This is a genomic window from Micromonospora musae (genome assembly GCF_003626635.1).
GTDB lineage: Bacteria > Actinomycetota > Actinomycetes > Mycobacteriales > Micromonosporaceae > Micromonospora > Micromonospora musae.
Window position 1 is genome coordinate 375258 of sequence record NZ_RAZT01000006.1, and the last position, 25745, is coordinate 401002.

Below are 25745 nucleotides of genomic sequence, written 5' to 3' on the forward strand. Positions count from 1 at the left end.
GGCTTGCCCACCTCCGCGCCGTGCACATGCTGTCGCGCTACCCGCCGGTCGCAAGCCGTACCACCGTCACAAACAAGAGCGCAGTGCCGAGCGCCCCGTCTCGTCTCACCTTGCCCTCGGCGCGTTGGCAAACGTCCTCTCCCAATGGAGAGCGACCCACCGCCAGCCGAGTGAGAAGGACGGCGGCATTCGGTGGTGCTGATCGGCGCTCCTCGCGTCCGGCGCGAGGAGCGCTGATCAGGCGGTCATCGCGTCCGGCGAGATCGAACGGCGATCGTCGCGCACACGAGGGCGATCACCAGCGAGGCCACGGACAGTCCGACCGCCCACCGGCTTCCCGCATCCGACTGCGTAGTGGACGCGCTGTCCGCGGCCACCGCCGCCTGCTCGGTGCCCGCCGCCGGGGACGATGCCGCATCGGCCTCGGCCACGAGCCGGAGCACCGGCGCGGGCCGCTCCGGCTCGTCGGTACCGGAGGCCGGCTCCTGGATCCACCGCACGACCTCGCCGTTGCTGTAGTGCTGCAACGTCTTGAACACCAACCGGTCGGCCGCAGGCAGCGGTCCGGCGCTCACCGAGAACTCGTCGTACTCACCCGGTTTGATCGCCGACTGCGGATTCGCCGCAGTCCAGGTGATCTTGTCAATGACCTCGCTGATCTGCGCGCCGTGCGCCTCGACCGGTGTGGTCAGCTTCCTCTTCGTGATCTCGTACGACCAACCGGCGTGCGGCTTCACCGAGAGCGAGGCAAGTGGGGAGTCGGTCGGGAACTGCACCTCGACCTTGTTGGTGCTCGCGTCGTCGCTCTCGGTGGGAACCCGGAACGTCAAGGCGGCGTAACCACCCTGGGTGGCCGTGCCCGGGTTGACCGTCACGTGCGCGAACGCCGCCGCCGGTAGGACGCCGACGAGGCAGGCCACCACGCCTACGGTTACGAGGCCACGAACTACTCGGCGAGGCATGTGCATTCTCCAGCTCTCTATCGGTCGACAATCATGGCTAGCCGAGGCGGGCCAGCGTGGTCTTCATCAACGCCTTGACCTTCTCGTCGGAGTCGGCGCGCTTGCCCACGGACTTGATCTGCGTGTAGCCGACGTAGATGATGGCGTTCGCCTTGCGCACCACGACGGTGACCAGATCGTCGTAGGTCTCCGTGTTCACCTCCGGGGGCGAGGTGTGTACGAGATGCTGCGCGAACCCTTTCCACCCGTTGATCTCGATCGACCGGCTGCCGACCTTGTACTCACCCACCACGGTCGGCGGTCCGCCGAGCACGCTGAACGTCGCCGGACACTTGTCGGCCTCGGCCACGACCTTGTTCATCGTGTCGTCCACGAGCGAGGCGCTCTGGAAGACCACCGCGCCCTGCGTGACGACCGGCAGCGACGACGGCCCCACTTTCTGAGGCGCGACGATGGTCCGTCCGGTCGGATTCCCGCCCACCGGCTCGATCGCCGGCTCCACAGCGACCTCGACGGTCTCGGAACGTTGGACGTACGGGCAGGTCGGGATGCTGTTCGGGGGCGTGTAGATGACGTGCGAGGAGTGGCCCTCGTCCTCGATCTCGATCGCGCCCTCCCCCAGGTCACTGGGGCTGACCAGGCCGGAGCGGACCGAGTCCACGGTGTAGGGGGGTTTGGTCACGGGTGCCGGGCTCTCGCTGGAGCAGCCCGCCAGGACGCCGAGGGCGAGCAAGCCGGCGGCGATCGCGGTCGATCGGCTCCGGGACGCGTTTCGGTCAGCGCCTCGCATGTGTGTCACCTACCTTTTCAGCGTGCCGTGAACTGGACGCGCACGGGTGTCTCGTCGAAGTCGGAGACTCGGATGTCCAGCCGCAGCACCCACTCCCCGGGGAAGGGGATGGACATCGAGTTCGCCACGTAGTGGCCGGGTTCGGCGGCGGTGACGGCGACCGGCAGCGCCGGGACGTCGCGGTCGGGTGATTCGAGCCGGCCGGAGATCTCGGGTACCGCAACCAGCGAGCCGTCCGCGCCGGTGAGGTAGATGTCGGCCACGTTGTTGCCGGCCCGCGCCGGCTCGATCTGCACCTCGATCGAGGCGTCGCGCAGCCCGGCGGCCGACTCGGCCGCGGCGGCGGGAACGGGGACGGTGGTGTGCACCGGCGGCGCGTAGCTGGTGCGGGCCGGGGCGGTGTTGACGAGCACGGCCGTGATCGACACGACGGCGACCCCGAGCAGGATCTCTGCCACGACCGAACGGCGCAGCCGGCGCACTGCGGCGGCGGGGGCGGCGTCGAGGCCGAGGGGTTCGCGGCCGCGCCGCCGTACGAACCGCCGCGCTCCGGCGGCGAGAGCCACCACGGCGAGGACGACGGCGAGCTTGCCGAGCAGCAGCCGACCGAAGTCGGTCGCGCCGAGCGCGGCCCACGTCCCCACCTGCCGCCAGGAAAGATAGACGCCGGTCACCGCGATCACCGCGAAGCAGACCTGCGCGAGCCCGGAGAACCTGGGCAGCGCGGGCGCCAGGGTGATGGCTTGGTTGGTCTCCCGTCTCCCGGCGGGGATGAGGACGCAGGCCGCGAGCGTGATCAGGCCGCCCAGCCACAGGGACATGGCGAGTAGGTGCAGGCTGGTCGCCGGCACGGCCAGCCAGGTCTGCACGCCGGTCTGCGCGTGATCCGTCAGCGTCCAGGTCAGCGGCAGGGCGACGGCGCCGACCGTGGCGACCGCGGGCAGGACGATCCGGCGGGTGGCGCCGGCCGTCCCGGTGGTCGTCGTCCCGATGGTCGCGGTCGCGGTGGTCGCCGTTCGGGTGGTCGTCGTCCCGATGGTCGCGGTCGCGGTGGTCGCCGTTCCGGTGGTCGCCGTCGCGGTGGTCGCCGTCGCGGTGGTCGCCATCGCGGTGGTCGCCGTCGCATTGTTGGCAGACCGTGACCGATGGCGTATGGCGAGCCCGAACGCCACGCCGAGGGCGAGCACGATCACCAGCCGTGCCAGCAGCGCGTGGCCCAATCGGGTGGACAGTGTCGCGCCGAGCAGGTCCGGGTCGAACACTTCGGCCAGCGACGTGCCGGCGGCGTACGGCCCCTGTACGAGCAGGACCACCACGGTGCCGGCGGCCAGCACGGCGAATCCTGACCACACGATGCGGCGGCCGGGGCGGTCGGTGCGGCCCGCGGGCCAGAGCACGGCAACGAACAGCGCGCCACCGAGGGCGAGGGCCATACCGAGGAAGGCCAGGGCACGGCCGACCGCGTCGACGACGACGACGGCACGGTGTGCGTCCTGCTCCACCGGGGCGGACGTTGCGCTCGGGTGGCCGATGCTGAACGTGAGCGCACCCGACACCACGTGCGAGTCCGCGGAGGTGACCCGCCAGGCCAGGACGTAGGTTCCCTCGGCCAGATCCGTGGGCAGGCTGACCTGTGCCGTGTTGCCCTTCCCGTCCACGTGACCGGGGGTGCCGATCGCCAGCTTCTCCGCGTTCGTGTCGAGCAGCTGGATCGACCGCTCGTTGAAGCTGACCGCCTCATTGAAGCGGAGCCGGACCTCCGTCGGCGGCGAGGCCAGCACCTCGCCGTCGACCGGCGAGGTCTCCACCAGGGAGGCGTGGGCGTACGCCGGCTGCGCGGGGGACGCGAGGTTGGTGACCAGGCCGCCGGTCGCGAGGAGGAGGACCACCGCCAGCCGCGTGACCAGCCAGGCCCAGCGATGGCCTGCGAGTTGGATCCTGTGCGTCATCCGGGCTAGTCCGTACGCAGCTTGCTGGCCAGGGTGAACGTGCCGCCCTTGACCTGAGCGATGACGTAGTTGTCGTACGTCAGCGAGTGATCGGCGGCGAAGCGGAGCACCCCGGTGAAGGTGGTGAAGTCTTCGAGCCGCGGGATGTTCTCGACAACCTTCGAGGGTGCCGTGTCCCCTGCCTGGCGCACCGCCTGGGCCAACGCACGGAGCGCGTCGTAGGCCTGCATGGCGTCACGGCCCGGGTCCCGCCGGTAGCGATCCTTGAAGCGTGCAGTCCAGTCCGCCGCCGTCGGGAGAAGCTTCGGGCCCGCGGCCGTGGTGAGGAATGCGTCCTCGGCCGCCTCGCCGGCCGCCTGCAGAAACTTCGGGCTGTCCGACTCGGAGGAGGCCATGAAATTGCCGGTGTAGCCAGCCTGGCGCAGTGCGCTCACCAGTCGTCCACCTGGTTCCGCTGCCCCCGTCCAGTAGACGAAGTCCGCCTTGGAGGCGGTGACGGTGCCGGCGAGCTTCGCAAGATCAGGACCGTCGGTGCTCTGCCTGCTCACCGGCAGGCCGTCGGCCTTGAGCCGGTCGGTCACCAGGCCGGACAGCCGCTGTGCGGCCGGCGAGCCGTCATCGAGCACCGCCACCTGCTGCGCGCTCCGGTAGGCCATCCAGTGCACCGCGGCCAGCGCCTCCTGATAGACCGTCGCCTCCATCGGGAACGCCGACGACACCCCGGCTTCGATCAGCCGGTCGGCGCGGGCGGAGGAGACCAGGAACGGCGTGCCAGTCGCGGCCATGGCCTTCGCCGCCGCCACCGCCGCATCCTCACACAGCCCGCCGACCATCCCCACGACCTTCTTGGCGGCCAGCCCCGTCGCCCCCTGCTCGCCGGTCGCCGACGTGCAGCCCCCGTCCTCGACGACCACCTTCACCTGCCGCCCCAGAACCCCGCCCTGATCATTGAGCTCAGCGGCAGCCAGCTGCGCCCCGTCGACGAGGTCCTGCCCACGCTCAGCCAGGTCGCCCGCGAGCGGGGCCAGCACCCCGAACGTGATCTCGCCCCGCAGCTTCGGGGCACCCCCGCCCTCGTCAGAGCCGGAGCACGCGCCGAGTAGACCGCTCACCACCAGCGCGGCCGCGCCCAGCGCGACCGAGCGCACGGCACCTCTGCGTCGCACCGTTCTACCTCCAGATCCGTCACCACCGAAAGCCGGCCCGGGCGCAGCGGTCGCCGCGCTCGGGCCGGTGCCTTCGTTCAGACGGTTACTTGTCGCACGAGTTCCAACAGATCTTGTCGTCCGGCTTGCCGGCCAGCTTGCCGTCGAACCGCAGGACGTCGACGCCCCGGTTGTAGTCCGCGACGTAGACCAGCCCGTTGTGCCAGTAGACGGCCGACGCCGAACCGCCGGTCACGCCCTCCCCTGCCGGCACCCGGAAGTAGCCGACCTGGGTCGGGTTCCTCGGGTCCGACACGTCGATGAAGCGGGTGCCCTGCCCGTACCACCCCTGCGCCACGATGTTGCCGTTCACCGTGAACCAGTGCGCGGAGCAGCTACCGGTGGTAGCCGAGCCCTCCTTGCCCCACGGCGACCAGTGGCTGATCAGGTCCAGCCGGAACGGATTCTCCGGCGTGGAACGCCAGCCCTCACCGTCGTAGCTGCCCTTCAACGAGGCGATCTTGAACTCACCCGCCTGGGAGCAGGTCGTGATGTTCTCGTTGGTGATGTAGAGCAGCTCGCCCTTGTCGAAGCCGCGGACCTTCTCCGTGTTGTGGTACGCGTTGTGGTCGAAGAAGTCGAAGAACTCGGTGCCCGCCGGGTTGGTGGCCACGACGGTCCCGCCCGCGTACGGCACCGGGTCGTACGCCGTCGCGACGCGCTTGCGCTTCAGCACCGGGTCGTAATGCCTGCCCTGGGTCCAGTAGCCACGTACGCCACCCTCACCGGAGGCCCAGGCGATGCCGTTCTTGTCGACGTCGACACTGTGCACGTAGTCGGTGACGCCGTCGTGCCGACCGAGATCGACCGCCTGGTCGAAGGTGTACGGGTGCTTGATGTCGTGGATGTCGGTCACCCGCACCGGCACACCCTTCCAGGAGGGATCCTGGCCTGGCGTCCCCGTGTTGGCCGGACCGACCGACCAGAGGTACTTGCAGTCGTTGATGCAGGTGGCCGTGTGCCCGGCCGGAATCGGGTGGAAGGTAACGACTTCCGGCTTCCACGGATTCTTGACATCGACGATGTAGACACCGGACTGACCGGTCGAGACGGTGCCACCGAAGCCACGCGGGTCCCGGGTGAGAAAGACCAGCTTGCGCTTCGGGTCGACGGTCATGTTCTCGCCTTCCCAGAACCTGTCCTGGGTGTCCCCCGGCAGGCGCAGCTCAGCCGCCGTGATCTTCGAGACCAGGGCCGGGTGCTTGGGGTTCTTCAGCGACCAGACGGCGAGACCGCCGGTGCCGTTGGCGAACATGAAGTCGTAGCCGTACTTCTTGTAGTTGATGAAGTTCAGCGCCGAGTAGCCGCTGACTCCCCTGACGTTGTCGATGAACGTGACGTTGCCTTTGACGGCGGTCGTCGGCACATTGTGAACGTCGTCCAAGACCCCGCCGCCGTGGGCGGAGTTGTCCGACGGGCTCGATGCCGGCCCGGCGGCGAATGCCGCGCCGGCTCCACCGAGCTGCACTGCCGCAGCCATCGCCAGCGCGACTGCGCCCGCGACGAGGGGCTTCGCTTTCACCACATTTCTCCCTTGGCAATTCTCCCTTGGTGACTCTCAGCGCAGCTTGGACACCGCGCAGCCGAAGAGCGCACGGATCATGACACTAAGGACGGCACGAGCGGACCGTCATGGTGCAGTTGTCGAGGAAGGCGGCCCTGCCACTACGTCAATCGTCGTGATCATGCAACGGCGCACGTCAGCCGAGCTGTCGCGGCTCTGCGCTGCGCCCGCCAACTGCGGCGTACGGTGACCGTCCGAGTACGCCGAGCACGCTCCCACGGGCGGCGCCGGCCTGCGCGCGGGCTGTCGCCTACGTCAAGTGCCGGACAGCCGGGGGCAGCCGGTGAGCCGGCATCGGCACCGACCTCGTGCAGGCAGCGCTGAAGGCGACGCCAGTGCGGTCACCCGGGCCGAGCGGGAGTCGCGGTGATCGCCGGGAAACCCGGCTCGACCGAGTCCGGCGAAACCCCGGACCGCACTGCGCCAGGGACGGGTCATCGGCTGACCACCTTGCGGTAACGCCAGACCGCCAGCGGGACGCAGACCGCCAGGATCAGCACCGCCCAGCCCAGCGAGGCCGCGACCGGATCGCGGAGCGGCCACGCCCGCGGTGACGCCAGCGCGGGACTGATGCTGCCGAAATGAACCCGGACGGCCTGCACCACCGCCGAGACCGGGTTCCACTGCGCGACCGCCCGCAGGGCCGGATGCAGGTTGCCGGTGGCGATGAACGTGTTGGCCACGAGTGGCCGGGTCGTACCCGAGACCTTCGACGAGGGCGATCAGGGTACCCCGCTCAGTTTCCTGCTCGGTGGTGTCCAGCAGCCGCTCGGCCGGGTAGGCGTCCAGCATCGCAAACGTCGCCACGGTCTCGCCGCGACGCCGCCCGGTTCGGCTGAGGACCTCTTCGCGCAGGTCACGGTCGTACCGGGCCGCCGACACACGGTCTCGACGGATGTCCTAAACGGGCGCTCGAAATCCCTGCACGTGTTCGGTGCCCCTCCGACGCGCGGCCAAATACATTGATCAACGATGATCACAAAACCGGCGAGGAAGCTGGTGGCGGTCGCGGCCGCAGGGAGCCCGGCCGGTCATAGACCAAGGAGAAGAGGACCGAAATTGGTGGCTACATTACCTGGCATACGCCGAGTGTTCGGGATCGGCGTCTTGGCCGCACTGGCGTTCACGTCGGTCGCGATGGTCGAGTCACCGTCGCCGGTCAGAGCGGAGCCCTCGCAGTGCAATGAGTTCCCGGAAGGCCAGGGAAGCGAGACGGTCGAGGGGTATTACCAGCCTGCGGAAATCGAGCGCGTGGTCCAGCAGCTTGAGCACACGGGCCAGGGTGTGAACACCGACGTTATTGGGACGTCGAACCAGGGACGACCGATCTACTCGGTCCGAGTGGGCTCCGGCGACAAGGTCGTCTTCCTACAGGCCGGAATCCATGCGAACGAGCCAACGGGAACGATCGCACTCGTCAACGTGCTCAAGAGCTTGAGCGACAGCTCGCGTCGATCGCAGCAGGTCCGCGAGGCCGTGACCATTGTCGCGGTCCCGCAGCTGAACCCGGACGGGGCTGTACCGTACCAGCGGGAGAACCACCAGACCTGGGACGATACGGTCGCGATGTTCCCGCAGCTGGCGGGCGCGCCGTCGGCGTTCTACCATTCGCTTCCCGGACCCCGGTTCTGGTCCGATCCGCGGGTACCCGGCTTCGACCTGAACCGCGACTTCAACCCGGACTTCGACTATGCGCCGCAGGCGGGGCATCTTCCCGGCGGCGGTTCGGTGCGCGGCATGTACCTCACCCCCGAGGCGCGGGCTTCGCGCGACCTGTACACAGAGCTGGAGCAGGAGTTCGGTCTCGTAGACGTGTTCGTGGACCTGCACAATCAGGCGCCCTGCAACACGTTCGATGACGGCGAAGCGCATACTCCCGACCTGCACACGCCGATGTCGATCTCGGCGCAGTTCCTCCGTGACCCCGGCTCGCACGGCGCTGGGACCGCGTATCCGAACTTCGGCTGGGACGCGTCACGCCGCGCAAACGTCGCCGCCTGGGAGGGCGTCCAGCGCGGAGGCTCGACGTTTTCCGGCGTGACCCGTTACCCGCAGAACCTCGACCTAGCCGGCTCGGCCAACGCCACCTACCAGCTGCGTGGCAGCGCAAGCGTGCTGATGGAGGCCGGCCGTCAGCGCCACGCCAACCCGCAGTGGCGGCACGGATTCATCGCGAAGGTCCACGAACTGGCGATGATGGGAATCATCGACTCCCTCGTCGACAATACCTTCGAAGACATCGATCCTTACCGCTACGAGGAAATTCCGGTCCGCAACGGCTGATCGGGAAGACGCGACCAGTGTGCCGCTCGCTGGCTGGGGCGGCTCACTGGTCTACAAACGACACCGCGAACCGAGCCGGCCGACTGGAGGTGAGGCTGCAACGCCTGCGTGGGCGAGGCGGGCGTTGTCCCGAGCAGGGCATGCGTGGCTTGCATGGCTGAGGCCGCCAATGCCCCGCGGATTCGGTTCCCGTTCGAGCTACGCCCGCTGGCCCCGGTGCATCGAAGCCGACTCTGAGCGAGGCCGAACACCGCGCGGCCTCGATCAACTGCATCGGGACGAGTACGCGGAGATGTCCGTGGCGCAGGTGGGCCCACCCCGACCGGCTTACCCGCCGCCCCCGACCCCCGGCCCTGCCCGACATCGTGTGGATCAACAAACCAGCAGCTCAGCCCGCAAGTTACAGAACACCTGACCACGAAAACGTCTCACTTGACTTGACAGCTTCCGCTGCCGCGCGCAGAGGGCAGTCTGTGTGGTGGACCAAGCGCCGTCCACGCCGTCCGCTGGCCTACCACAATGCCCGGGCCGTGCCTGGTGCAGGTGGATTGAGTCAGCCAGCCGGGAATGTGCCGGGTTCGCGCCGCGCGGCGTAGCGGTCGAGCAGGATCGGTACACCCGTGTGCACCCACCATGGAACGTGGACGGCGCCGGCAGACATGCCGTGGCCCGGGTCGAACTCGGGGACGTATATTGCTCCGACGCGGTCGTGCCACGGTGCCGATTCGCGGCTGGTGAGATGTTCGCCGACAACCTGCTCGATGGTGTCCATGATGAGCGTCCGTAGGGTGAACCAGTCGTCTGGCAGCGGCGTATCGGCGAACCGCGCGCGAAGTTCTAGCCAGAGGTAGAAATCGCCGCGCAGCGAGTACTGGATCGGCTCGCGCTCAAACAAGGAGCCGACGCTGTCTGTGTCGAAGGGCGGCGGACACCGAACCCAGACGGCCGCGCGGGTTCGCTTGTGCATGGCTTCGTCGAATGCGACGAGCCGCACCTCGTCGACGCCCGTCTCGGCGGCCGCGATGGTCTCGATCGCCGCCTCGATGGCATCGGCGTGTGGCCAGCCGCCGACGCCGGTGCTGATCAGCGGGAACGCGACGCTGCGGGCGCCCAGTTCGTCGGCGACCTCCAGCGCGCACCGGTAACACGACTCCAGCAGGGAGCGGTCGCGCTGCCCGGCGTGGTAGTTGGGGCCGACGGTGTGGATGACCCACCGGGCGGGCAGGTCGCCCGCCGTGGTCCATCCGGCGTCGCCGGTGGCGAGGCCGTCAGGAAACCGGGCGAGGCAGTCACGCAGGATCGCCGGGCCTCCGCCGCGATGGATCGCGCCATCCACACCACCACCTCCGCGCATCGCCTTGTTCGCCGCGTTGACGACGGCGTCCACATCCTGCGTCGTGATGTCCCCGAGCACGGCGGTGATGACTGGCACGGCATCAGTCTGCCCGGAGGCACCGACAGAGCAGCGACCAGCCGGCACAAAGCTTCCCGCTCTTGCCGCCAGCTACACCACCTGACCGAAAGCCCGTCGTGCCTCTACAAGCTGATCGTTCTATTCGCCGCCCTCCCATCCGGTGAGCAGCTATGGATCTCCTGTAACAGCACCGCAGTCCTCGACGCCTACCTATAGAAGTCGGGGTACGCGGCCTCCGTGGCGGTCGGGGCTCCGGCTCCAGATTTGGGCCACCTTGTCGAAGAGACACGGCGAGGCCGCCGGGACCAGCCTTGACTCAGCCCAGTTGCCGGTCCCATCACCTGCCAGAGTCGCCGGCCAAGGGGAGACCGTGATGGACACCGCCTCGCAACAAAACGTTCAGGCGCCACCACCAGCGCCGGAGCAACGGTCTGCGACGTGCCGAAACTGTGGGGAGTCCCTGTTTCACGAGTGGTTGTGGGGCTGGATGCACGAGGGCGACCGCTACCTGTGCCGAAATCCCACCACGGGTGAAATGCTGTGTGCGCCGGCTACGCCCGCCTGATCTCTTGTCGCCACGGCCGACCGCCCTGCACCGCAGGGCAATGTCCCTGGTGCCGGACGGCCTGGGCGGGCAGCCACGACACCACGCGGGTGTCCTCTTCCGGCTCGACCACACCACCGCCGGTCCAGTGCTGCTGATCCAGACCACCCTGCCACCCGACCCGGCCCGGCTGCCCGACGGCTACGGCACCATCGACACCCGCGACGTCAGCCCCCTACTCAAGGCCCTGCCCACCGGAATGGCGGTGCACTACCGGATCGCCGCCAACGCGTCCAGACGAGCCTGGAAGGGGGACAGCGCCGGCAAGATCGTCGCCCTGTCCGGCCAACAGGCCGAGCAGTGGTGGCAGCGCAAAGCCGACGCCCACGGCCTCGACCTACGCCGCCTACGCGCACAGCCGCAACCAGCAGCCCGTGGTCGCGCCGTCCCGGTACGCCACGCCATCACGCTCTTCGAGGGGCAGGCCGTAATCGCCGACGCGGACCAGGTTCGCACGGCTGTGCCGTCCGGTATCGGCCGCGGCCGCTCGTTCGGCTGCGGACTGCTCAGCCTCGCGCCAACCCAGTGAGCGCGAAAGCCCGACAGCGGCTCGCCGCGCCGCCCCTGGCCATGCTGCCCCGCGTGGCGGACTCGCAATCAGTCAGATTGACGGTCTGCCCAGGCTCGCGACTCGACTCGCTGGCCACGATTGCCCTCGGATTCGGTGAGGAGCAACTCCCATTCCTTCTCCAGGGCTTGAGTGATTCGATGGTCGCGGGCGATGGCTTCTTTGAACCAGGCGATGGTGGCGGGTGCCATGGCGAGTATCTGGTTGTAGTTGAGGGCGGCCGGGTTCATGCCGAACAGCAGCCCGGTCTTGAGGAGCGTGCCTGAGGTGGCGATGGTGTGCGCGAGCAGCAGCATGGAGGTGAGTTTGGCGTGCTCCAGTTTCCGTTGCGCGGCGGTACCACCGGTGGCATAGCTCTTGAGAAGCCAGTACCCGCGGATGATCGCGGACACGACGCCAGGAGTGATGCCCATCGTGAAGAAGTGGCGCAGGTCGTAGCCGTTCGTATACATGTAGCGGGCGACCTCGGTCCAGGGCACCTTGACACCGGAGGGGTCCAAGGCGAACGGGGAACCAACCTGTCCGAGCTGAAGCAGGCTGAAGAATGGGGGCTGCAGGCCGGCGGGAGTGTAGACGTCCGAGAGCAGATGGCGCACCTGGGTGATGAGCGCGTTGATCAGGTCGACCGGGTCGTAGTGGGTGGCGACCTGGACCAGTTGTCCTGCCTTGTCGATGTAGGTGCCAGTGCCGCCGATGAGATCTGCCACGCCGAAGAGGAAACCCAGGGCTGGATCGTGGCCGAGGCTCTGGAGCCGATGGGTATACGACGACATGCCGCTGACCAGGCCCCCGGTGGCCCACGTGGTGGGAGCGTCATACGGCACTTTGGCCAGCTTCTCGAACCTCTTGAAGAATCGGGCGTGGATGTCTTGAGCCCGATCCTTGTCCTGGAGCCACTTGGTGAGGGGCGATCCCGCGTACTCCTTACCTAGGAAGGTGGAACCCTGGGGGATGCGGACGAGGATGACGTCAAGGAGGGTCGCGAGGGCTCCGGCAACTAGGACGACCGTCCAGTCGGTGTTGTCCCAGCTGACGTCGCCGTGTTCCTCGGCGTAGCTGCGCAGGCTGCGAGCTATCTGGCCGGAGGGAAGAACCTGCTGGAGCGGGTCCCGGGTCAGATCGATACCTAACAGATCCAACCGGGCTTCGGCAAGCCTGACGAGTTGATCGAAGTCGCCATCAGTCGGGACGACAGGCACGGCGTAACGGCGGTAGCTCGATGTCTCGACACTCACGGCGGCCACTGCGCTCGATTGGGACTCTTGAGCTGGGACGAGGACGCCCATTGCTTGGAGACGGGCGCGCACCGCGTCGAACTCGGATTCGACCGAGTCCAGGATGTCGGTGACGCGAAGTTCGCGTTCGAGGACATCCTTGAGGTCGAATTCCACCTGGTCGAACAAGCCCCGCAGTTCGGTCAGCGTGACGGCTTGGTAAGCCACGACCACGGCAGGAGCCGAAAGCCGGTCACCCGACACTGAGTGGCTCCCGCCGTTCGAAGGCCTCCTGGCTGGTCTGCAGATTCACCAGGGCCGACTGAAAGGCGGCCAACTCAGCCTTGAGCGTGGCGAGTCGCTCCTCGTTCCTCGTGGTCTGGGTGAGGTAGGCCTCCATCCGGTGACCGAGCCCCGCGATGTCGTCGGTGAGCTCGGCCATCGCCTGCTGGTGATTCTTGACGACTTGCTGAATCAGATGCTCCCGCCGATTCTCTCGTTCACGCTCGTTGGTGGCCAGCACCCAACGCGCCCCCTGATGGACCGCGACCCCGAGAATCACCACCGTGCCGATCCCGGTGACCATCGCGCTCAGTCCCAGCAGGCCGCCGAACCCCAGGGCCGCCAGACCCGAGGTGATTCCCGCCCCGCTGAGGCCGGAGACGCTGCCAGCAAGACTAACTGCGGCGATCGGGGCACCGAACGCAGCAGCCTTGGCAGCGAGGTCCTTGGTGGTGGTCTCCAGCTGGCTGGTCGTGATCTTGCCGGAAGCGAAATCCTCTTCGGTAATCACAAACCGCTCGGTGGCCTCCACGACCTTGTCAGCTGACTCGGGGAACACGAGTCCTGCGACCAGCACGATTCGCTCGCGCTCGACGTCGGCGGCATGCCTGTCAGCACGCGAAATTCGCACCAGATCACGCACCAGCACCGTGAACACCGCCTCGCGCTGATCCTCCTCGAAGAGGTCGTGCAATTCCCTGGCCAGCTCCACCGTCGCTTCGGGAACCCCTGCGACGCTCGCTGCATCCCGTTGCGCCCCAGTAATTTCCCTGCGCAACTCCGATCGCGCCTCGCCGTCGAGGCCGATCGTCGATGCGAACAAGTACAGATTCGCGATCTCGCGAGGATCGAGGAGGCCGTCGACCAGCGCTAAGCTCACCAACACCCGGCAATAGAGCAGCTTCCCATCCGCGCTGAGCGCGGACAAGTCGCCGACATTGGCGGGGTTGCGGGACGACCAAGCCGACAGGCCGTCCTTGACTTCTCCGACCTTTGCCATCACCTGCTCGGCGGACTGCTTCACCCTCTCCTGTGCATCGCCAGCGGCATCAGTGACAAGCTGCGTCGCGACGCTCGTGCTGTCGGCAACCATCCGTCCAGCGGCGTCCGCAACGCCCTTCAGCCGTCCAAGCCCAACTGCACGAAGGTCCATCGCCATCCCTTTCACGTCTTGGCGAAAGGCTAGGGGTAGCCACCAACAAGACGACATCCTCCCGGCGGCCCGTAGTCGTAGCCGTCCGGTTGCCAGGGTCGCTGGAGGGTCGGTGAGGCTCTGTGCGGATGGGCGTCACCCCTTGGAGCCTGGATCGCCAGACCGCTGCGTGGTAGCAGGTCCCATCGCGCCACAGTTACAAGATCGATCTGACCACCGAGAAGTGCCTTCAGCATCCACAAATGCCGGCAAGTGGTTGGGGCGTTTCTGGGCAGAGGTTGAGGCCCGATGGCTGCCGCGAGGTCTCCCACGCCAATAGGCAGGACCAGGCTTGTGTCGCTTGGGCGCCCTCGGCCAGCCCAAGATCACCCTCGGCCTCGAACCGCATGAGCGGGCGGCTCGGACGGGCAGCGGCTGGTGGTCGACGATGTCGTCTCTACCACCGGGGCGGCCCAGCCTCGCGGCACTCAATTGTCGCCCTGCAGGTCGGCCAGCCCATGCATCGCGCAGGTGATGTAGAGGTCGCTGCTGTCAATGCGCAGGCCAGCTTGCCCGAGGGCCGCGAGTAAGGCGTCCCGCGGCATCGGCCCCTGCGATAACGCCTGCTGCACGACTTTGACGAGCTTGCGCTCCGCTCCCACAGTGACCCCCGTCGTCTGCGGGGCCGGGCGGCACCGCTCGTGGCAGCACCAGCCGCTTGCCCACGGTCGTCTGGCATGGGCAGTAGTCTGCTTGGCTTTGCCAGGCAGGCTAGGGGTGGCGGCGCTACGGGAGGCTGGCCCAAGCGGACAAGATCGCTTACCGGAGCGTGGGGTGCCGTTGTCTCTTCGCGATCATCGCTGACCATCCGGGCCATCGCTGACACCGTGGGCAGGTGGTAGCCCTCCTGTTACGGCGCCGCCGACGGGAGGTGACATATCGACGCAACAGGTTCTTCATCAAGAAAGTGATGAACGCCCGCCGTGTGCAGCCCGACCGCAAGCTGAGCGTCGTCGACGACGCGCAAGCGTGTACCTCCCGTTGGACAGGCGTCCATCCAAAGGCGACGCCAGGAACCGCCAGCCCAGCAATCATCCGACCGGGTACCGACCCGGACCTTTTTGTCGATCTTGAGAGGCGTAGGCCTGGGGCAGGATGTCAGCCGTGACGACGCTCAACCAGCACCTCGTGTACGGATACACCCAGTCACACGACTGCCTCGCCATCGCCGACGCCGCCACCGCGGCCGAGGAGGCCGAAGAGATCAAGGCGCTCGGTGCCGCACGCACGTGGGGTGAAGCCCGGCAGGTTCCGATGACACACCTGTGGAGCCCAGCAGGTCCCGACTACCACGACCCGCGGGACGGGTACGCCGACGACAAGCCCTTCGACATCACCCAGGTGAGTGCAGTCGCGGACGGGAACTGGCCGCCGATGGTCACCGAGCGGGCGTTCACGGTGCTGCCTCAGGATCTACAGGACCGGTACGGGAAGCGTCAGGTCACGGTTCACAGCGGCGAGTACCTCGACATCCCACTCGACTGCGAAGCCGACCTCGTGGCGGAACTGCGCCTACGCGGTTACAAGGTGACTCGCGACGACGAGCTCATCCATGTCCTCAGCGGCCATGACTTGGGCTCAACCGCCAGCTGACTGGCGAGGCTCGGAGCTCTTACGACCGCCGGCTCCGGATCTTCAGCCCCGAGCCGGCGGCGACGCGGCTCCTCCAGTTGCTCGAACCGGTTTGGTCGGGGACCAAACCCCGCCGGAGTACGCAGTTTTCACGGAGACAGTCAGCGGCGGAGGCGGCGGGTGCATTCGCCGTCGTGGTCGGCGCGGAGCTGGCAGCGTCGGCCGCCGGGCATCAGCTGGTCGCAGAAAACGCGGTGCCGGAGGAACTGATGGTCCTCTTCGGAGACCGTTATCTCCCCCGGGTCCATCATCGGCAGCACAGTCATCCAGCGGCCGACGACCCGGGCCAGGCGCTGGGCAGCCGTCAAGTCGACGGCCACGACGGGCAGGTGGATCACGTAGCGCCGGCTCACCGCTCGTGCTCCCGGGCCTCGCGCGCGCGGGCCTGGTCGGACTGCCATCGGCGCAGGGCGTCCTTGATGACGGCGTTCTCTCGGCGGCTGGCGGCCAGCGCCGCATAGATGGCAGCCATGTCGCCCGCGACTCGGTCGAGGAAGGTGTAGACGTCGTCGGGGTCGAGGTTGCGGCGTGCGAGCCCGACAGGCTGGAACCTTCGCTCCCGCACCTGCCAAGGCAGCAGACTGGTGTAGGCCGTGGATCGGTGCGGTGTCGCACTTCCCTGGTCTGTTCGCTGAGTCATCTCGGGTCCGCCTTCCGTCGTCGACTGGATGGGGTGGGGCCCCGCCCTCCCCCGCGATCGCCCCACCCCGGCCGCGCCACCACAGCTTCGTTCAGCGGTACGGCGACGCAGCCGATGGTGCTCAGCATCGGACGATGAGCGGTCCGCACGCAACGTTCCACCCCGGACTTTCTGCTAGATTCATTGACTTTCTTTATTGCAACCTGTAGGAGTTGCAGAGCGACGTCACATGTTGTTGCAGGACGGAACCAAGGAGTGCCCAGATGGCCGAGGACATCGGATCGACCGTGCCGCGCCGCCAACTCGGCCGGCTGCTGCGCCAGTACCGCACCGAAGCCGGCGTTACCCTCGACGCCGCCGCCGAGGCCCTCGAATACAGCCGGCAGAAAATCTGGCGCATCGAATCCGGCCTCGGCGCGGTCCGGGTGCTCGACGTCAAAGCCATGTGCGAGCTCTACGGCGTCTCGGACGAGATGTCTGAGGCGATGAAGGGCCTCGCCGCGGAGACTAAGTCAAAGGGCTGGTGGCATGCGTACGGGGACGCGGTGCCAACCTGGTTCGAGCTCTACGTGGGCCTGGAGTCCGCCGCGTCTCACCTACGCCGCTACGACGAATCGTTGGTCCCTGGGCTGCTCCAAACGCGCGAGTACGCGCTGGGGCTGTATCACGCGGGCAGCCGGCTTAGTACCGAGGAGCGGGAGCGCGCCGTTGAGGTGCGCATGCAGCGCCAAGACCTCTTAACTCGGCGCCTACCGAAGCCGCCGCAGTTGGAGGCGCTACTCTCGGAGGCTGTGCTCCGTCGGCCGGTTGGTGGAACTCGCGTCATGACTGGTCAACTCATCCACCTTCTTGAGGCTTCGGAGCTGCCGAACGTGTCGGTGCGCGTGGTCCCGCTTGTGGCTGGACCACACCCCGGAGCGGTAGCCGGATCCTTCGTCATCCTCGACTTTCCGGCTACGAGGGGTGGACGAGCGGCACCTGAACCGTCCGTCGTCTACAGCGAATCGCTGACCGGCGCGCTCTACCTTGACAAGCCTGACGAGCTCGCCGCCTACCAGAACACCTGGAACGGTGTGGAAGCCCTTGCGTTAGGTGAGGCAGAATCGAGAGACATGATCAAGCGAATCGCTGGGGAGTTGCGGCATGACTGACCTGAGTGGCGCCGTCTGGCGCAAGAGCACCCGCAGCGGCGACAACGGCGGGGACTGCGTCGAGGTCGCCACCAACCTCTCCGGCATCGTCGCCGTCCGCGACTCCAAGAATCCCGAAGGCCCGACGTTGACGTTCGATCCCGCCGCCTGGGGGCGGTTCGTCGCACACGCCCGCGCCCGGTCCGACTCGTAGCCTCCATCGCTGCTGGCAGTCAGAGGACGCCACCCGGGGCCGAATTCCGCCGGTGCCAGCGAGCGATGGTCGCTTTGTACTGCTCCGGCATGTGCAATGCCGGCAGGTCGTCGTAGCTGAACACGCCAAGCTCCTCGTGCTTCGGCGGAGTACACCAGCTGCTCATTGCCGAGGTACTTGGCGCCGTAGCTGACGACCAGGACATGTCGGATGGCAGGGCTCTCACAGATCACGAATCGGTGATCGACGCGGGTCACGGTGAGGCCGAGTTCGTCCGCGACCGCCCGGCACACCCCGTCCGCGGCTGTTTCGCCGACTTCAAGCTTGCCGCCTGGCAACTCCCACTCGTCTCGCTCGTTCCGCAGCAGACCCAGCGGTACCCGACCGTGGTAGTCGACTACGAGCTTCACGGGAAATCGGTAGTGGGTATTCGAGGTATCCCCGTTCCGTTCGACGAGGTACGGGGGCGTCCATTTCATGCGTGCTCCGTCAGGCGCGGGCTCAGTTCGTGGTTCGCAGCACAAGGGCAGCATCGTCGGCACACTTGAACCGGCTACCGGTGCCACCGTCCGTGCTCTCGACCTCTCGGATCAGCTGTTCCAGGCACGGCAGCCCGTGCTCCAGAGCATCGGTGACGACATCTGCCCACTCTTGGGGGCTGTCTCGCTAAGGGTGTTTCCGGCGATCTTGGTTAGTAGGTTTCAGCGGCTGGGAAGCGGTCGCTGAAGGTGATGGCGAAGGCGTTCAACGCGGGTTTCCAGCGCATCGTCCATCGGGTTCTGCCTGCTCCGGTGGGGTCCAGGGACCGGGTCACCAGGTACAGACACTTCAACGCGGCCTGCTCGTTGGGGAAGTGGCCGCGGGCCTTGATCGCCCGCCGGTAGCGGGCGTTCAATGATTCGATCGCGTTGGTCGAGCAGATCACCCGCCGGATTTCGACGTCGTAGTCGAGGAACGGGATGAACTCGGCCCAGGCGTTGTCCCACAAGCGGATCACCGCCGGATACCGGCCGCCCCACTTCTCGGTGAGGTCGTCGAACGCGGCCCGGGCGGCGTCGGCGTTGACGGCGGTGTAGATCGGTTTGATGTCGTGCTTCAGCGCGTCCCAGTACTTGCGGGAGGTCAGCCGGAACGTGTTGCGGATCAGATGGATGATGCACGTCTGCACCACCGTGCGGGGCCACACGTTCGTCACGACCTCTGGCAACCCTTTGAGGCCGTCGCAGACGAGGAAGAACACGTCCTTCACGCCGCGGTTGCGCAGGTCGGTCAGCACACTCATCCAGAACTTCGCGCCCTCACCACCCGCGCCGGCCCACAACCCGAGGATGTCCTTCTCCCCGTCGAGGGTGACCCCGATCGCGGCGTAGAACGGCCGGTTGGCGACCTGCCCGTCCCGAACCTTGACCACGATCGCGTCGATGAACACCGCCGCGTAAATCTCATCCAAGGGCCGGTGCGACCAGTCGGTCATCTCCTCGATCACCTTGTCGGTGATCCGCGAGATCGTCTCCTTGCTGACCGAGGCCCCATAGATCTCGGCGAAGTGCGCCGAAATCTCGCCCGTGGTCAGCCCTTTGGCATACAGCGACAACACGACCTCGTCGACGCCCGACAGGCGGCGCTGCCGCTTACGCACGATCTGGGGCTCGAAGGTGCCCGCCCGGTCCCGGGGCACGTCGATCTGCACCGCACCGGTCGTGTCGGTCAGGACCGTCTTCGACCGGGTGCCGTTGCGGACGTTGCCTGTCCCGGCGCCGGCCTGGTCGTGTTTTTCGTAGCCGAGGTGCTCAGTCATCTCCTCGTTCACCGCGGTCTCCAGGACCGTCTTGGTCAACTGCCTCAGCAGCCCGTCCGGGCCGGTCAGCGACAGCCCCTGTTCCTTTGCCGCCCGGACCAGCTCGGCGGCGGCCTTCGCCTCCGCCGACGGCTCGGGCCGCTTCCTGCCTCCGGTCTGGTCGTTCAGTGTCGCGGTCATCACGGCACCCTCCTCACCAGGCACAACGCCTGGCAGGTCAGGCCGGAAACACCTTTAGATCCACAGACCCCGGTTATCAGCCGAGCGAAGCCGTCGGTGCAGAGCAGTATGGCGTTAGTGGCCGCCGAGGTACCGGCGACGCTGCGTGGACGCAGTAGACGTCGTGAGTGGCCGAGAAGACAAACGCGGCGTCGCCTGACGTCATGGTCTGGAGTCGCGCCTGTCCGTCCGCGGAGGCTCGGTTAGCGGCCGATGCGCTTGACCGCTTCGCTGCGGTGGCGGGCTAGCGCCTCCTTGTCCGGGCGAGCGTCGGTCGTCACCTGTTGCAAGAGTTGGCCGTCAAGGTCGGCGTAGTGGTCAAGGCCTTCGGCGATTCGCACTCGATACCGCCCGTCGATCCACAGAAAGCCGCGATCGAAGAGGTTGTGCAGGTCGGCGCGGAGCAACAGGCCGTTGGTGACTCGGTTGGTGGCCGGCCCGTTGTACGGGTCGATGTGCGCGGCCTGGAGGACGGCTTCGACGTCGCAGCCGGTAATCGCGCACCGCCCGTCATATGCCGCCATGAGCCGACGCCGGAAGTCGGCCTGGCCCTGGCGGGCGGTGACCTGGGCTAGCCGTCGCCGCCGCCCAGCTGGCAGCCTCGCCGGTTCCGGTGCCTGACGATCGGCGAGAAACGCCGACAATTTCGCTGACTCGGCCGGCTGCATCGCGCGTACCTGCGGCACCCTCGCTTCGAGGATCTCCGGCCCGGCCGTCTCGGTCGCAAGCAGGAAGCGGGTAAGCGGAATGTCCCACCGAATGTCCAGCCGCCAGTATGCCGTCTCCTCGTCGGCGACCTCGTACGGGTCCGACCATGCGATGCCTGCGGCCAGGATCCGCCGGTGCGGCGTGGTGGCATAGACCCAGATCCGGTCGCCAGCCCTGATTTGATGGAAGCACGATGACAGATACCACTCGCCCACGTCACCTTCGCGAACGGAGCGGAAGGTTTCTAGGACGCCTCGGTCATCGCCCCAGTTCTCGCTCTCCTCGTTGACCGGGTAGATCCACTCTGATGGCCGGGAGGCACGGTCGAGCACGTGGTCGACGAGGGCATAGCTGTGACCGGCGCCATGCATCGTCCTGACAACCAGCAGCGGTGCCACCAGGTCGCGTACGGCAGCCGCAAAGCGCTCGTCAGCTAGAGCAAGGATCAACCGGTCGTACCGGCCGGCGATCCGGGCCTGGTCGTCGCCGCCGTCCTCGTAGTCGGAAGGCTCCTCAATAAGCCCAGGAAACGTTCTGCTGAGCGCTCGGCGGCTCGCCCAATGTCGCCTGAATGTTGATCGTCGAACAACGACGAAACCCTCAGGCATCTTGTCCCCCTGACGGGGCTCGTGCAGCACAAAGGTTTCCATAGTTTTCATCGAGACAGCGGAGAGCCGACGTGGCCTGGTCGGGGTGTTCGGCAGGCAGGAAAGCGCCCAGAATTCCCGTTCAGTGGCTGCCGCGTCGGGAATGGCCGCCCTCAGGTACGCATGGTTCGCCGCCACCACCGCGTCGTAGTACGGACCTTCCAGCAACCGGTCGAACTGGCTCTTGCTGCCGCGTGGCATCTCACCCACTCCTCACGCCCAGGCCGAGGGCGGATCGCCGCCGGAAGAGCGTGATGCTAGTGAATCTTGGGAATTTGAGCTGCCCCGCATCCCAGAGCGGGTTGGGTTCGGTCCATTCGGCCGACCGGCGACGGCCATCACGGCCATGCTCACTGACCGGCCGTAGCGAGGCCTGCCATCACGTGGGTAAGGCCGTTTGGGCGACAGCCGGTACGGTCGGCCCTATGACGGCAGTGGAAGCTGAGGCTCTACCCCAACTCGGCACGCTCGACGCAGTAGACATCCGCACGGTGTGGAAACACGAGGCGCACACGTTCACACCGTGGCTACTCGCCAATGCCGAGGTGCTCGGCGAGGCACTCGGGATGCAGCTGTCCCTGTCGGCCGCAGAGCATCCGGTCGGCGGCTTCTCGCTGGATCTCATGGGGGTCGATGAGGCGACGAACGAGACCGTCATCATCGAAAACCAGCTGGAGAGGACCGACCATAGCCATCTCGGTCAGTTGCTCACGTACGCTGGCGGCACCGATCCGGTGAACGTAGTGTGGATCGCGACGAGCTTCCGTGAGGAGCACCGGTCGGCCCTGGACTGGCTGAACAACAGGACCGACGAGAACACCCGCTTCTTCGGCATCGAGATCAGCGCAGTCCGGATCGGCACCTCGCTGCCGGCGCCGCTGATGCGCCTGGTCGTACAGCCGAACGACTGGGGCAAGAAGGTGAAGTCCCTAGCCCAGGCTGACGCGACGATGAGCAGCAAGAGCCTCGCGTACCAGGGATTCTGGAGCAAGTTCCTGGACGTTGTTCGCGGCCGAGGGCTGCAGTGGACGACGTCGGTCAAGGGGCTGCCGCAGAACTGGCAGTCGCTGCCGAGCGGTATGAGTGGGGTGTCGTTCGCCTGCACATTTGGCAGATTAGGGCTAGGCAGCGAGATCTTCTTCCAAGACCCCGACACTGCGGTCAACGACCAACGGTTCGCCGCCGCCCGAGCCAAGCTCGAACCGTCGTACCCGGCTCTGTCCTTCGAGCCGCTCGCAGCCCGCAAGGGGTGCCGTATCGCGGAGTACCGGACCGGCGAGATCACCGACACTGACGACTGGGATGAGTACGTCGAGTGGTTCATCGCCGCCCAGTTGCGCCTTCGGCAGGCGGTGTCCGACGCTGGTGGCCTGTCCGCCTTGATCTCCGCCTGAGGAGGACTGTGTGCCGCTGTACGAGATCGATGGCGACCGGCTGCGTCGACACGACAACGCTCGCTTCGCCGCTCTCGGCATATACGAGCGCGACGACCTGCAACGGCTCCTTCGCGACGACATCGCCGTCCTGAGTCCGGATCTGCTCGTCATCGCTGAGGAGTTCGGTAACTGGGAGGACTCCCGCCGGCGAGTTGACCTTCTGGCCGTGGACAAGACTGGGCACTTGGTCGTCATCGAGCTGAAGCGCACCGACGGCGGTGGGCACATGGAGCTGCAGGCTCTCCGCTATGCCGCCATGGTGTCCGCGATGAGCTTCGACGAAGTCGTCGCAGCCTACGACGACTACCTGTCTCGGGTACGGCCGCACGACGACGTCGACGCCCGAGTCGACCTGCTCGCTTGGCTCGATCTTGGCGATACCGACGAGCCTCCGATCATCTCGTCGGACGTACGGATCGTGCTCGTCTCCGCGGACTTCGGGCGCGAGTTGACAACCGCGGTGCTCTGGCTCAACCGGTTCAACGGCATGGACGTACGCTGCGTCAGGCTCATCCCGTACCTGATCGACGGCCGAATCCTGCTGGACATCCAGCAGGTCATTCCCCTGCCAGAGGCGGCCGACTACCAGATCCGGGTCGGCCGCAAGGTCGCCGAGCAGGAGCGGCGCGGCACTGACAAGCGCGGCTGGACCCGCTACCACATTGTGGTCGACGGCCAGGTGCTGCCGGACGAGAACAAGCGGCGCGCGGTGCGACTAATGCTTCAGAATCTAATCGAGCGGGGGGTCAACGCCTCCACCATCGGTGGTGTTCTCACACCGGGGCGGTTTCGGCCGCTAGTGGGAGAGCACCACAGCGAAGACCAGGTGCAGGCTGCCCTCGCGGAACAGTATCCAGGGGTAGAGGTCAGCCGCTGGTTCACCGAGCACGCCATCGTGGAGGACGGCAAGACGTGGGTGATCCGGAAAATGTGGGGCCGCAACACAGAACCCACCCTGATCACGTTGCGGGACAGATTCCCGGAGGCCAAAGTCAGCTTCCAGCGAGCGACGCGCGAATCCACGGGTGAGCAAGCGTGAACGCCGTCGTGCCGATCGCGGTCGCGGGTCACGTAGTTCCCGACCCTCTCGCCACCTTCGTCGGCTACTGCCAGAGTCACCGCAAAACCCTCCAGCACTACGACGGGCTCGCCGGAACCAGCCGGAGCCTGACACCGCAGCTAATCAAGGCGACGAGATGGCCATGGATGAACAGCAGGATCAGCCGGAAGCAGGAGGAGCGCCTGCTGCAGCTCAGCGACAGCGCGCCGTGGCAGGACGTGCCGATCGACGCCCGGCTCCACGACGCCGATCCGGTCGAGCCAGATGGCCTCTATGCTCGCATGCTGCGGCTTTACGAACACTTCTTTCAGCAGCGGCCGGAGGGGCTCGGCCACGCAAAGGTCAGTAAGTGCCTGCACTTGATGCGGCCGGCTCTCTTCGTCATCCTTGACAGCAAACTGCTCAGGCTCTATCGGGCGGCCGCGATGCAGGCGGCCGACGAGCTGCGGTCGGCAGGCTCGCCGCACGCGCCGAAGAGGCGAGCATTCTGGGCGGCGTATCGGCTGGACGTACTGCGAGCAGGCGAGGGCCTCGCTGCACTGCGGGCAGCTGCCCGCCAGCACTTCGATCCCGATGTCGTCGAGGCGGCGAATCGCCTGACCGATGTGCGCATTCTCGACATCCTGGCCTGGTCGCACGATGCGTTCCCCGGAGACGTTTGAGACGGCAGGGTGAGCGGCTGGCACTAGATGGCGTTGGTTCTCATCGGCTGCGGCGGAGCGCGATGCCCAGCCTCGAGTTTGTCGGAGCCGTCGACAAGATGTTCGCCAACGCGAGAGCAGCTGCCCGTGATCTTGTTTAGTAAGGGCGGCCCCGGGTTGGCCCATGCCGCCGTGGTCAGATCGCCGGCTTGCTCTGAGCTACCCCCGCTTTCGTGGAGCTTCTTGATCATGGTCTGATGGCCGTGGGGAGGAAGTCGTCCGTGGCAGCACCGAAGAAGTACCCCGATGAGCTACGTCAGCGCGCTGTGCGTTTGTACCGCGAGTCGGACCCGAAGCCGGTGATCCGGCGTCTGGCTGAGCAGCTTGGCGTGCATCACGAGGCGCTCAGAAACTGGATCCGGCAGGCTGAAGCTGACATGGGTGAGCGTCACGACCGGCCGACCAGCGAGATGGCGGAGGAGAACCGCCGTCTGCGCAGGGAGGTCGCCGAGTTGCGGCGGGCGAACGAGATCCTGAAGGCCGCGAGCGCGTATTTCGCGGCGGAGCTCGACCCGACCCGGCGACGGTCATGAGGTTCGTCCACGAACACCGTGACCAGTTCGCGGTCGCGCTCCTGCTACGGGTTCTGAACATCGGCGCCTCGACCTATTACGCGTGGGTGAAGCAGGCCGAGCAGCCCTGCGACCGCGACGTGGTCGACCTGGGGCTGGTCTCCAACATCCACGAGATCTGGGAGACCTCTGGGCGCACCTACGGCGCGGACCGGGTCCACCGGCAGCTACACCGCGACGGCATCCGTGTGGGCCGCAAGCGCGTCGAGCGGTTGATGGCCGGCCAGGGATGGCAGGGGGCGTTCCTGCGTCGAGGCTGGCGCGGCGGCTCCACGAAGCAGGACCCACGGCACACGCCAGCGCCGGATCTGGTCAACCGACAGTTCACCGCCGACGGGCCGAACCGGCTCTGGGTCGCCGACGCCACCCGCATTCCCTGCGGCGAAGGCGTGTTCTGGCTCGCCGCGGTCCGTGACGCGTTCTCCCGCCGGATCGTCGGGTGGAAGACTTCCGACCGCTGCGACACCGACCTGATCCTCGCCGCCCTCGAATACGGCATCTGGTCCCGCGACGTCCGCGACGGCCAGTTGATCCACCACAGCGACCGCGGGTCGAACTACACGTCGTTCCGCTTCGCGGAACGTTTGCAGGACAACGGAATCCTGCCCTCGATGGGCTCCGTCGGCGACAGCTACGACAACGCCCTGATGGAGAATTTCTGGTCAGCGCTGAAGATCGAACTCGTCTACCGCACAAGCTGGCGGACCCGCGACGAAGCCGAGAACGCGATCTTTGCCTACATCGACGGCTGGTACAACACCCGCCGCATCCAGAAGGAACTGGGCTACCTCAGCCCGAACGAGTACGAGACCGCCTGGCACAGCCGCCAGACCGAACCAGCCGAACCAACTATCGCCGACCCTGCGCCAGCCGGCAGCAGGTAACCACCGCTCCATCAAAGCGGGGGGAACTCACTCGGCCGCCGCCGCACCCCGTGTGCCAACTCGACCATCGCGGCCGG

General features: G+C 66.9%; 23 protein-coding genes and 2 pseudogenes. 10 read left to right on the forward strand and 15 right to left on the reverse strand.

Going from position 1 to position 25745, the window contains the following annotated elements; genetic code table 11:
• Positions 1-245: 245 nt before the first annotated feature.
• From D7044_RS14420 to D7044_RS14445, 6 genes are all read right to left on the reverse strand, one after another.
• The gene (locus D7044_RS14420; protein WP_233564987.1) at positions 246-920 is read right to left on the reverse strand and encodes a YcnI family copper-binding membrane protein; all 675 of its coding nucleotides are present in this window, start codon (positions 918-920) and stop codon (positions 246-248) included.
• A gap of 79 nt (positions 921-999) precedes the next feature.
• A complete protein-coding gene (locus D7044_RS14425) occupies positions 1000-1644 on the reverse strand; it encodes a hypothetical protein (protein WP_147434666.1) in 645 nt (214 codons plus the stop codon).
• Positions 1645-1769: 125 nt separating this feature from the next.
• Positions 1770-3701: a copper resistance CopC/CopD family protein gene (locus D7044_RS14430; protein ID WP_120689222.1), complete on the reverse strand. Its 1932-nt coding sequence runs from the start codon at positions 3699-3701 to the stop codon at positions 1770-1772.
• A gap of 5 nt (positions 3702-3706) precedes the next feature.
• Complete coding sequence (locus tag D7044_RS14435) at positions 3707-4849, reverse strand: branched-chain amino acid ABC transporter substrate-binding protein (RefSeq protein ID WP_158610006.1); 1143 nt, start codon at positions 4847-4849, stop codon at positions 3707-3709.
• A 103-nt stretch (positions 4850-4952) separates the two neighbouring features.
• On the reverse strand, positions 4953-6428 hold the full coding sequence (locus D7044_RS14440) for an LVIVD repeat-containing protein (protein ID WP_147434667.1): 1476 nt from the start codon (positions 6426-6428) through the stop codon (positions 4953-4955).
• A gap of 476 nt (positions 6429-6904) precedes the next feature.
• Positions 6905-7153: a hypothetical protein gene (locus tag D7044_RS14445; protein WP_120689225.1), complete on the reverse strand. Its 249-nt coding sequence runs from the start codon at positions 7151-7153 to the stop codon at positions 6905-6907.
• 406 nt (positions 7154-7559) lie between these two features.
• On the opposite strand from D7044_RS14445, the gene D7044_RS14450 reads away from it, so the two are divergent.
• Complete coding sequence (locus tag D7044_RS14450; RefSeq protein ID WP_233564988.1) at positions 7560-8753, forward strand: M14 family zinc carboxypeptidase; 1194 nt, start codon at positions 7560-7562, stop codon at positions 8751-8753.
• Between the two features lie 553 nt (positions 8754-9306).
• On the opposite strand, the gene D7044_RS33420 is transcribed toward D7044_RS14450, so the two are convergent.
• Positions 9307-10185: an O-acetyl-ADP-ribose deacetylase gene (locus tag D7044_RS33420; RefSeq protein ID WP_120689226.1), complete on the reverse strand. Its 879-nt coding sequence runs from the start codon at positions 10183-10185 to the stop codon at positions 9307-9309.
• A 566-nt stretch (positions 10186-10751) separates the two neighbouring features.
• Between D7044_RS33420 and D7044_RS14460 the strand changes: the two are divergent.
• A pseudogene (locus D7044_RS14460) lies at positions 10752-11300 on the forward strand (type I-E CRISPR-associated protein Cas6/Cse3/CasE); the annotation flags it as partial.
• A gap of 68 nt (positions 11301-11368) precedes the next feature.
• On the opposite strand, the gene D7044_RS14465 reads toward D7044_RS14460, so the two are convergent.
• The 3 genes from D7044_RS14465 to D7044_RS32395 all read right to left on the reverse strand — a co-directional run bounded on the left by D7044_RS14465 (position 11369) and on the right by D7044_RS32395 (position 14629).
• Positions 11369-12817 carry a hypothetical protein gene (locus D7044_RS14465; RefSeq protein WP_120689228.1) on the reverse strand — a complete coding sequence of 483 codons (1449 nt, stop codon included), beginning with the start codon at positions 12815-12817 and terminating at the stop codon, positions 11369-11371.
• Positions 12807-13994: a TerB family tellurite resistance protein gene (locus D7044_RS14470; RefSeq protein ID WP_233564990.1), complete on the reverse strand. Its 1188-nt coding sequence runs from the start codon at positions 13992-13994 to the stop codon at positions 12807-12809. The genes D7044_RS14465 and D7044_RS14470 overlap by 11 nt, the downstream gene beginning before the upstream one ends.
• 461 nt (positions 13995-14455) lie before the next feature.
• A complete protein-coding gene (locus D7044_RS32395) occupies positions 14456-14629 on the reverse strand; it encodes a hypothetical protein (protein ID WP_158610007.1) in 174 nt (57 codons plus the stop codon).
• Between the two features lie 502 nt (positions 14630-15131).
• Between D7044_RS32395 and D7044_RS14475 the strand changes: the two genes are divergently transcribed.
• Entirely contained in the window at positions 15132-15620 is a 489-nt protein-coding gene (locus D7044_RS14475) for a hypothetical protein (RefSeq protein WP_120689230.1), read from the forward strand.
• Positions 15621-15760: 140 nt separating this feature from the next.
• On the opposite strand, the gene D7044_RS14480 is transcribed toward D7044_RS14475, so the two are convergent.
• Positions 15761-16060, reverse strand: a complete 300-nt coding sequence (locus tag D7044_RS14480; protein WP_411710983.1) for a hypothetical protein — start codon at positions 16058-16060, stop codon at positions 15761-15763.
• Entirely contained in the window at positions 16009-16299 is a 291-nt protein-coding gene (locus D7044_RS14485; RefSeq protein ID WP_120689232.1) for a DivIVA domain-containing protein, read from the reverse strand. Before D7044_RS14485 ends, D7044_RS14480 begins: the two co-directional genes overlap by 52 nt.
• Positions 16300-16562: 263 nt before the next feature.
• Here D7044_RS14485 and D7044_RS14490 point away from each other — a divergent pair, with 263 nt between their 5' ends.
• Positions 16563-17450: a helix-turn-helix domain-containing protein gene (locus D7044_RS14490; protein WP_120689233.1), complete on the forward strand. Its 888-nt coding sequence runs from the start codon at positions 16563-16565 to the stop codon at positions 17448-17450.
• A complete protein-coding gene (locus D7044_RS14495; RefSeq protein ID WP_120689234.1) occupies positions 17443-17643 on the forward strand; it encodes a DUF397 domain-containing protein in 201 nt (66 codons plus the stop codon). Before D7044_RS14490 ends, D7044_RS14495 begins: the two co-directional genes overlap by 8 nt.
• A gap of 251 nt (positions 17644-17894) precedes the next feature.
• Here the strand turns inward: D7044_RS14495 and D7044_RS33555 are convergent.
• The 3 genes and pseudogenes from D7044_RS33555 to D7044_RS32640 form a co-directional block, all read right to left on the reverse strand.
• A pseudogene (locus D7044_RS33555) lies at positions 17895-18176 on the reverse strand (NUDIX domain-containing protein); the annotation flags it as partial.
• A 158-nt stretch (positions 18177-18334) separates the two neighbouring features.
• Positions 18335-19621, reverse strand: a complete 1287-nt coding sequence (locus D7044_RS14500) for an IS256 family transposase (protein ID WP_120689235.1) — start codon at positions 19619-19621, stop codon at positions 18335-18337.
• 242 nt (positions 19622-19863) lie between these two features.
• Positions 19864-21216 carry an HNH endonuclease gene (locus D7044_RS32640; protein ID WP_199716626.1) on the reverse strand — a complete coding sequence of 451 codons (1353 nt, stop codon included), beginning with the start codon at positions 21214-21216 and terminating at the stop codon, positions 19864-19866.
• A 224-nt stretch (positions 21217-21440) separates the two neighbouring features.
• Between D7044_RS32640 and D7044_RS14510 the strand changes: the two genes are divergently transcribed.
• The 5 genes from D7044_RS14510 to D7044_RS14530 all read left to right on the forward strand — a co-directional run bounded on the left by D7044_RS14510 (position 21441) and on the right by D7044_RS14530 (position 25668).
• Positions 21441-22409, forward strand: coding sequence for a DUF4268 domain-containing protein (locus D7044_RS14510; RefSeq protein WP_158610008.1), 969 nt, complete (start codon positions 21441-21443; stop codon positions 22407-22409).
• Between the two features lie 10 nt (positions 22410-22419).
• The gene (locus tag D7044_RS14515) at positions 22420-23490 is read left to right on the forward strand and encodes a PDDEXK family nuclease (RefSeq protein WP_120689237.1); all 1071 of its coding nucleotides are present in this window, start codon (positions 22420-22422) and stop codon (positions 23488-23490) included.
• On the forward strand, positions 23487-24173 hold the full coding sequence (locus D7044_RS14520; protein WP_120689238.1) for a DUF6308 family protein: 687 nt from the start codon (positions 23487-23489) through the stop codon (positions 24171-24173). The genes D7044_RS14515 and D7044_RS14520 overlap by 4 nt, the downstream gene beginning before the upstream one ends.
• A gap of 260 nt (positions 24174-24433) precedes the next feature.
• Complete coding sequence (locus D7044_RS14525; protein WP_158609278.1) at positions 24434-24745, forward strand: transposase; 312 nt, start codon at positions 24434-24436, stop codon at positions 24743-24745.
• Positions 24742-25668, forward strand: a complete 927-nt coding sequence (locus D7044_RS14530) for an IS3 family transposase (protein WP_120689239.1) — start codon at positions 24742-24744, stop codon at positions 25666-25668. Before D7044_RS14525 ends, D7044_RS14530 begins: the two co-directional genes overlap by 4 nt.
• The last annotated feature ends 77 nt before the right edge of the window (positions 25669-25745 follow it).

Coding starts and splice junctions, on each gene's coding strand:
- D7044_RS14430 (WP_120689222.1), bottom strand. CDS start 3,701: ATGACGCACAGGATCCAACTCGCAGGCCATCGCTGGGCCTGGCTGGTC.
- D7044_RS14470 (WP_233564990.1), bottom strand. CDS start 13,994: ATGGCGATGGACCTTCGTGCAGTTGGGCTTGGACGGCTGAAGGGCGTT.
- D7044_RS14480 (WP_411710983.1), bottom strand. CDS start 16,060: ATGGCAGTCCGACCAGGCCCGCGCGCGCGAGGCCCGGGAGCACGAGCG.
- D7044_RS14485 (WP_120689232.1), bottom strand. CDS start 16,299: ATGACTCAGCGAACAGACCAGGGAAGTGCGACACCGCACCGATCCACG.
- D7044_RS14490 (WP_120689233.1), top strand. CDS start 16,563: ATGGCCGAGGACATCGGATCGACCGTGCCGCGCCGCCAACTCGGCCGG.
- D7044_RS14495 (WP_120689234.1), top strand. CDS start 17,443: ATGACTGACCTGAGTGGCGCCGTCTGGCGCAAGAGCACCCGCAGCGGC.
- D7044_RS14500 (WP_120689235.1), bottom strand. CDS start 19,621: ATGACCGCGACACTGAACGACCAGACCGGAGGCAGGAAGCGGCCCGAG.
- D7044_RS32640 (WP_199716626.1), bottom strand. CDS start 21,216: ATGCCACGCGGCAGCAAGAGCCAGTTCGACCGGTTGCTGGAAGGTCCG.
- D7044_RS14510 (WP_158610008.1), top strand. CDS start 21,441: ATGACGGCAGTGGAAGCTGAGGCTCTACCCCAACTCGGCACGCTCGAC.
- D7044_RS14530 (WP_120689239.1), top strand. CDS start 24,742: ATGAGGTTCGTCCACGAACACCGTGACCAGTTCGCGGTCGCGCTCCTG.